The sequence below is a fragment of the Kitasatospora sp. NEAU-CNBT7 genome, from assembly GCF_057220535.1.
In genome coordinates this window covers 21,211-27,727 of the sequence record NZ_JBXQQB010000021.1, presented here as the reverse complement: position 1 = coordinate 27,727, position 6,517 = coordinate 21,211, and the positions used below count along the sequence as shown (strand labels likewise).

Annotated in this window: 7 protein-coding genes; 4 read left to right on the top strand and 3 right to left on the bottom strand. The window is 74.8% G+C overall.

From position 1 onward, the window contains the following. Positions 1-75 precede the first annotated feature (75 nt). Both AC2TEW_RS25000 and AC2TEW_RS24995 read right to left on the bottom strand, forming a co-directional pair. Positions 76-858, bottom strand: coding sequence for a hypothetical protein (locus AC2TEW_RS25000; protein WP_484625592.1), 783 nt, complete (start codon positions 856-858; stop codon positions 76-78). Between the two features lie 443 nt (positions 859-1,301). Next, positions 1,302-2,309 (bottom strand): VldE C-terminal domain-containing protein, encoded by a 1,008-nt coding sequence (locus AC2TEW_RS24995; RefSeq protein ID WP_484625688.1) that lies wholly within the window; start codon positions 2,307-2,309, stop codon positions 1,302-1,304. A 209-nt stretch (positions 2,310-2,518) separates the two neighbouring features. Here AC2TEW_RS24995 and dapE point away from each other — a divergent pair, with 209 nt between their 5' ends. Together dapE and AC2TEW_RS24985 are read left to right on the top strand one after the other, a co-directional pair. Further along, positions 2,519-3,589 carry a succinyl-diaminopimelate desuccinylase gene (dapE, locus tag AC2TEW_RS24990; RefSeq protein WP_484625591.1) on the top strand — a complete coding sequence of 357 codons (1,071 nt, stop codon included), beginning with the start codon at positions 2,519-2,521 and terminating at the stop codon, positions 3,587-3,589. A gap of 92 nt (positions 3,590-3,681) precedes the next feature. Then, the gene (locus AC2TEW_RS24985; RefSeq protein WP_484625590.1) at positions 3,682-4,494 is read left to right on the top strand and encodes an LOG family protein; all 813 of its coding nucleotides are present in this window, start codon (positions 3,682-3,684) and stop codon (positions 4,492-4,494) included. Between the two features lie 14 nt (positions 4,495-4,508). Here AC2TEW_RS24985 and folP read toward each other — a convergent pair whose 3' ends face one another. After that, positions 4,509-5,321: a dihydropteroate synthase gene (folP, locus tag AC2TEW_RS24980; RefSeq protein WP_484625687.1), complete on the bottom strand. Its 813-nt coding sequence runs from the start codon at positions 5,319-5,321 to the stop codon at positions 4,509-4,511. A 157-nt stretch (positions 5,322-5,478) separates the two neighbouring features. Here folP and AC2TEW_RS24975 point away from each other — a divergent pair, with 157 nt between their 5' ends. Both AC2TEW_RS24975 and AC2TEW_RS24970 read left to right on the top strand, forming a co-directional pair. Then, entirely contained in the window at positions 5,479-5,898 is a 420-nt protein-coding gene (locus tag AC2TEW_RS24975; RefSeq protein ID WP_484625589.1) for a DivIVA domain-containing protein, read from the top strand. Continuing rightward, positions 5,895-6,473, top strand: coding sequence for a DNA-3-methyladenine glycosylase I (locus AC2TEW_RS24970; protein ID WP_484625588.1), 579 nt, complete (start codon positions 5,895-5,897; stop codon positions 6,471-6,473). Before AC2TEW_RS24975 ends, AC2TEW_RS24970 begins: the two co-directional genes overlap by 4 nt. Positions 6,474-6,517: the final 44 nt, after the last annotated feature.

Here is a 6,517-nt window from a genome sequence, read left to right as displayed (position 1 = left end):
GGGAAATGAAAGGGGGGGGGGGGATGCCCCCCCCTGGGTTCCCCCCCCCCCCTCCCCGCTGTCCGGCGGGCGGGGTCAGTGGCCCAGGCCGCCGCCGCCGAGACCGCCGAGCAGGCCGGTGACCGGGCCGAGGCCGGTCAGGCCGCCGTTGGTCAGACCGCCGTTGGTCAGGCCCTCCAGCGGGTTGCCGGAGCCCAGGGAGGGGACGCCGCCCAGCCGGTTCTCGGCGGCCGGGTGGCCCAGCGAGGTCAGCGAGTCGGCGCCGGGGACGGCGTGGGTCAGGCCGGTGACGGCGTCGGTGCCGGGCAGGCCGCTGGTGGGCAGGGCGCCGGCGGGCAGCAGGCCGGAGGCGGCGCCGAGCGGGGAGCTCGCGGCGGAGGCGCTGCGGGTGGTGGCCGGGACCACCTTGTCGGTGACCGCCGGGGCGACCTTGTCGGTGACCGCGGGGCCGACCTTCTCGACCAGGGCGGGGCCGGCCACGGCGGCCAGCTTGGACAGGGTGCCGGCCGCGGCGGCGGTCTTGCCGGCCGGGGAGGTCACCTTGCCGAGCGACTGGTTGGTGTCCGGGAGGGCGTGCGCGAGGGTCCGGCCGGCCGCGTCGGCCGCCAGCGGAACCCCGGTGGAGACGGTCTCGGCGCCGGTCGCCCCGGCGACCTGGCCGAACTCGTGGGCCGCGTCCTGCACCGTCGAGGACGAGCTGGGCGCGTCCTCGAGCGTGGACGTCAGGCCGGCCCCCAGGTCGGTCGGCGGCACCAGGTCGGCGGCGGACGCGGCCTGGGCCACGGCCATGGGTGCCGCACCGGCTGCTGCGACGAGCAGCGCGGCCTGGGCGATCCGGCGCTTGAGGGGGTGAGACATGGTGCTCCTAAGGGGTGAGGATGCCCGGCGTACCCCCGAGGACGGGTGTCCCGTCGGGCGGACGACGTGATTACCGCTAGAGGAGCGAGAAGGTTTCGGCCGGTCAAGGTAAAGGGTTGCTCAACATCGGACGATCCTCTTTCTGGCATACCGGACATCTCGCCCGGTGGGGCGGGCCTGAAGAATCGTCACTCCGCTTGCCGTGACAGGCCTGCCGCGGGACCGCCCCCACCCCCGGGAAGCAGGCCGCCGGCCACCGCCGGCGGCAACCCCGGATTGACATCAATCACCCGCCCGGCGGTAACCCGCTCACCAGTCCGTCAACACCCCGGGCGGCACGCAAGGACGCCCCGGCCGGCACGGCCCGAGGGCCGGCCCCGGCCGGGGCGCGGGTGCTTCGTGTCCGGGCGGGCCGGTACGGGGCGGGAGGGCCCGGCGGGCCGCTACTTCTTCGCCGGGGCGCCGAGCGTGATCAGCACCCGGTCGGTGCCCGCGGCGTCCGCCTGCGGCTTCCAGCCGTCCGTCGGCCGGTCCACCTTCCAGACCTTGCCGTCGAAGCGCACGCTGCCGATCCCCAGGTCCTGCGCCTGCGCCACCGCCCACTGCGCCACCGCCCAGCCGGCCTGCCGCTGCGCACCCGGACCCGGGTCGGCCGTCGCGGTCGGCTGCGGGGTGAGCGCGAACACCTCGCGCGGATCCTTCGCGGCCTTCGGCGCGGACGCCACCACCACGGCCTTGCCGAACTCGCGGCGCACCCGGTCGCCCAGCGTCACGGGCTGCTGCGGGCCGGCGGGCGCGGCGGAGCCCGCCGGAGCGGCCGTACCCGAGGCCCCCGTACCCGCGGCCCCCGCACCCGCGGGCGCCGTGCCCGCGGGCGCCGCGCCCGCGGCCGTCTCCGGGGCGGCGGGCGAGGGCACCGAGAGCTCGTGCACCACGCAGGTCAGGGCGGCCGGTTCGCGGCCGGTGAGCGCGGCGGAGACCAGCGTCGCGTTGGTCTCGTGCTTGGCGTACGCCTGCGGGTAGCCGCTCTTCTGCACCTGCTGGGCCGCGTCGGTGAGCGGCAGCCGGGCGTAACCGGGCACCTTCACCAGGCTGTCCAGGAACTTGTTGGTGGCGTAGACCGGGTCCTTGATCTGCTCCGCGGTGCCCCACCCCTGGGAGGGGCGCTGCTGGAACAGCCCGAGCGAGTCCCGGTCGCCGCCCTCCAGATTGTGGATCTTGGACTCCTGCATCGCGGTGGCCAGCGCGATGGTCACCGCCCGCTCGGGCAGCCCGCGGGAGAGCGCCACCGCGGCGATGGTCGCGGCGTTGGAGGCCTGGGTGAGGTCGAGCGTGCCGGAGCCCGCCGCCGTGTCGATCTTGCAGCCCTCCGGCGGCGCGATCAGCTTGTCCCGGTTGAGGTAGACCACCAGGCCGGCGACCACCAGCAGGGCCACCAGCCCGGTCAGCATCCGCCGCAGCGGCCGACGGCGCCGCCCGGCCGCTCGGGAGCCGGCCGTCCCGCCGTTCGTCTCCTCGGACACCTCAGCTCCTTTTCTCCGAACACGCCCGCACACCGTACCCAGTCGGACGTCCCGGCGCCGCGATCCGGTTGCCCGCCGACGCCCCCGACCTGCGTCCGGCCGGGCGGCGGCCGGGCGCACCGATAGGCTGGGCGACCATGAGCAGCCCGCACACACCCCTCGACCTGAGCCTCGACGGCGGCGCCCTGACCGCGCAGCTGGTCGACTTCCCCTCCGTCAGCGGCGACGAGCAGCCGCTCGCCGACGCGGTCGAGACCGCGCTGCGCGCCCTCCCGCACCTCACCGTCGACCGGTACGGCAACAACGTGGTCGCCCGCACCATGCTCGGCCGCGCCGAGCGGGTCCTGCTCGCCGGGCACCTGGACACCGTGCCGATCGCGGACAACCTGCCCTCGTACGTGGACGGCGACCTGCTCTACGGCTGCGGTACCTCCGACATGAAGTCCGGCGTCGCGGTCCAGCTGCGGCTGGCCGCCACACTGCCCGCGCCCAACCGCGACCTGACCTTCGTCTTCTACGACTGCGAGGAGATCGAGGCCTCCCGTAACGGCCTCGGCCACCTGGCCGCGGCCCGGCCCGACTGGCTGGCGGCCGACTTCGCGGTCCTGCTGGAGCCCAGCGGCGCGATGGTCGAAGGCGGCTGCCAGGGCACCATGCGGGCCCAGATCACCCTCACCGGCACCCGCGCGCACGCCGCCCGCAGCTGGCTCGGCGACAACGCCATCCACCACGCCGCCGGGGTACTCACCCTGCTCGCCGGCTACCGGCCGCGCACCGTGGAGATCGACGGCCTGGAGTACCGCGAGGGCCTCAACGCGGTCCGGATCGACGGCGGCGTGGCCGGCAACGTGATCCCCGACGAGTGCGTGGTGACGGTCAACTTCCGCTACGCGCCGGACCGGTCCGAGGCCGAGGCCGAGGCGCACCTGCGCGAGGTCTTCGACGGGTACCCGCTGACCGTCACCGACTCGGCGCCCGGCGCGCTGCCGGGCCTCGGCCGCAGCGCCGCCCGGGCCTTCCTGGCGGCGGTCGGCGGCGGGGCCAGGGCCAAGTTCGGCTGGACGGACGTGGCCCGGTTCAGCGCGCTCGGCGTCCCGGCGGTCAACTACGGCCCGGGCGACCCGAACCTCGCGCACAAGCGCGACGAGCACTGCTCGCTCAGCGCCATCGCCGAGGTCGAGCAGCGGCTGCGGGACTGGCTCGGCTGAGCCCGGCCGGCCGCGGCCGCGGGGCCGTCGGTTTCACTCCACGCCCTCCGGTGTTTCCCGAAAAGACGTCATCACGGGCGTAGGGTTTCGTCATGACAGCCACAGGAGATGACACCAACGACGGGACCGTTCCGGAGGAGTTCGGCGCGCCCGAGCGGAAGAAGCCCTGGCCGGAGAAGCAGAAGGGCCCGGTCCTGCTGCGCCGGGACCAGGTCGGCACCAGCACCACCGACCAGCGCCTGCTGGACACCACCGGCCCGACCGACTGGCTGCACACCGACCCGTGGCGGGTCTGGCGGATCACCTCGGAGTTCGTCGAGGGCTTCGGCGCGCTGGCCGAACTCCCGGCCGCGATCAGCGTGTTCGGTTCGGCCCGGACCGCGGTGGACTCGCCCGAGTACGCGGCCGGCGTGGCCATCGGCCGGGCGCTGTCCGAGGCCGGCTACGCGGTGATCACCGGCGGCGGGCCGGGCGCGATGGAGGCCGCCAACCGCGGCGCCTCGGACGCCGGCGGGCTCAGCGTGGGGCTCGGCATCGAGCTCCCCTTCGAGCAGGGGCTCAACGAGTTCGTCGACCTCGGGCTGAACTTCCGGTACTTCTTCGTCCGCAAGACGATGTTCGTGAAGTACTCGCAGGGCTTCGTGGTGCTGCCGGGCGGGCTCGGCACGCTGGACGAGCTGTTCGAGGCGCTGACCCTGGTGCAGACCAAGAAGGTCACCCGCTTCCCGGTGATCCTCTTCGGCACCGCCTACTGGGGCGGGCTGGTGGACTGGCTGAAGAACACCCTGGTCGCCCAGGGCAAGGCCTCCCCGCAGGACCTGGAGCTGTTCCACGTCACCGACGAGATCGACGACGTGCTGAAGATCCTCGAGGAGAGCCGCCGCCCCAACGGGACCCCCGCGTAGGTCCGGTCCGGCCGCTACGCCAGGCCCCGGCGGGCGACCGCCGGGGGCCGGGTGCCCCGGATCGAGGCCACCATGTCGAGCACCTGCCGGGTCTCGGCCACCTGGTGCACCCGGTACACCTGGGCGCCCAGCCAGGCCGAGACGGCGGTGGTGGCCAGAGTGCCGATCAGCCGCTGGTCCACCGGGCGGTCCAGGGTCTCACCGACGAAGTCCTTGTTGGAGAGCGAGACCAGCACCGGGAAACCGGTGGCGGCCATCTCCGGCAGCCGCCGGGTGGCCTCCAGCGAGTGCCGGGTGTTCTTGCCGAAGTCGTGGCCCGGGTCGATGACCAGCGCGTCCCGCCGCACCCCGAGCGAGGCGGCCCGCTCGGCCAGTCCCACGGTGACCTCCAGGATGTCGGCCATCACGTCCTGGTAGCCCTTGCGGTGCGGCCGGGTGCGCGGCTCGGCACCGCCGGCGTGGGTGCACACCAGCCCCACGTCGTACCGGGCGGCGACCTCGGCGAGCTTCGGGTCCACCCCGCCCCAGGCGTCGTTGAGCAGGTCCGCGCCCACCTCGCAGACCGCCTCGCCGACCTCGTGCCGCCAGGTGTCCACGCTGATCACGGCGTCCGGGTGGCGCCGGCGCAGCTCGGCCACGAACGGGACGGTGCGCCGCAGCTCCTCCTCGACCGTGACCTCCTCGCCGGGCCCGGCCTTCACCCCGCCGATGTCGAGGATCGCGGCGCCCTCGGCCATCGCCCGCTCGGCGGCGGCGAACGCCGCCTCGTCCGCGAAGGTGGCGCCGCGGTCGAAGAACGAGTCCGGGGTCCGGTTGACGATCGCCATGATCACCAGCTCGTCGCTGCCGAACTCCCGTGGGCCGAGGCGCAGTGCCACCAGTGTCTCCTCCGCAGCTTCTCCGGGTGCAATGATGGGCCCCGGCCTTCTGGGGACCATGATCCCACCTCTGTCGGGGCCGGCCGTGAACTCTGGAGGACAGCTCGTGTTCTGGGTGATCGTGGTGGCGATGGCCGTGGTGGTCGGCGGTGCCGCCCTGGTGGCGCTGGGCGGTGGCGGCTCGCTGCCGGACGCCGAGCACGACCGGCTGGACGTCCGGCTCCCGCAGGACCGCCCGCTCGGCCCGCACGACGTGGACACCCTGCGCCTGCCGATGGCGCTGCGCGGCTACCGGATGGGCGAGGTGGACGACGTGCTCGACCGGCTCGCCGCCGAGCTCGCGCACCGGGACGCCCGGATCGCCGAGCTGGAGGCGGCCGCGGTGCTGCGCGGCGCGGTCGAGGCGGCCCCGGAGGGGGCGGCCGGGGTCGAGCCGCTGCCGGGCCTGGAGGCGTTCGCCAAGGTGGTCGGCGAGGCCGGGACCGGGGCGCCGGAGCAGCCCGCCGACCGGTCGGGCGAGCGGTGAGCGGCGCGGTCGAGGGCCCGGACGGGCTGCTGCGCTGCGGCTGGGGCGAGTCCTCCGACGACTACCGGGTCTACCACGACACCGAGTGGGGCCGACCGGTGCACGGCGAGGACCAGCTGTTCGAGCGGATCTCGCTGGAGGCGTTCCAGTCCGGGCTGTCCTGGATCACGATCCTGCGCCGCCGGGAGGGCTTCCGCGCCGCGTTCGCGGGCTTCCGGATCGCCGAGGTGGCCGAGTTCACCCCGGCCGACGCCGAGCGGCTGATGCAGGACGCGGGGATCATCCGCAACCGGGCCAAGATCGAGGCGACCATCGCCAACGCCCGCGCGGCCCGGGCGCTCGACGGCGGCCTGGACCCGCTGATCTGGGAGTTCGCCGCCGGTCCCGACCGGCCGGCCCCCCGCACCCTCGCCGAGGTGCCGGCCGTGACCCCGGAGTCGACGGCGCTGGCCAAGGCGCTGAAGAAGAACGGCTTCCGGTTCGTCGGGCCGACCACCGCGTACGCGCTGATGCAGGCCTGCGGCCTGGTCGACGACCACCTGGCCGACTGCCACGTGCGGACCGGGCGCCGGTAGGGCCGGACGCCGGCAGGACCGGTGCCCGGCCCGGTGGTTCGGCG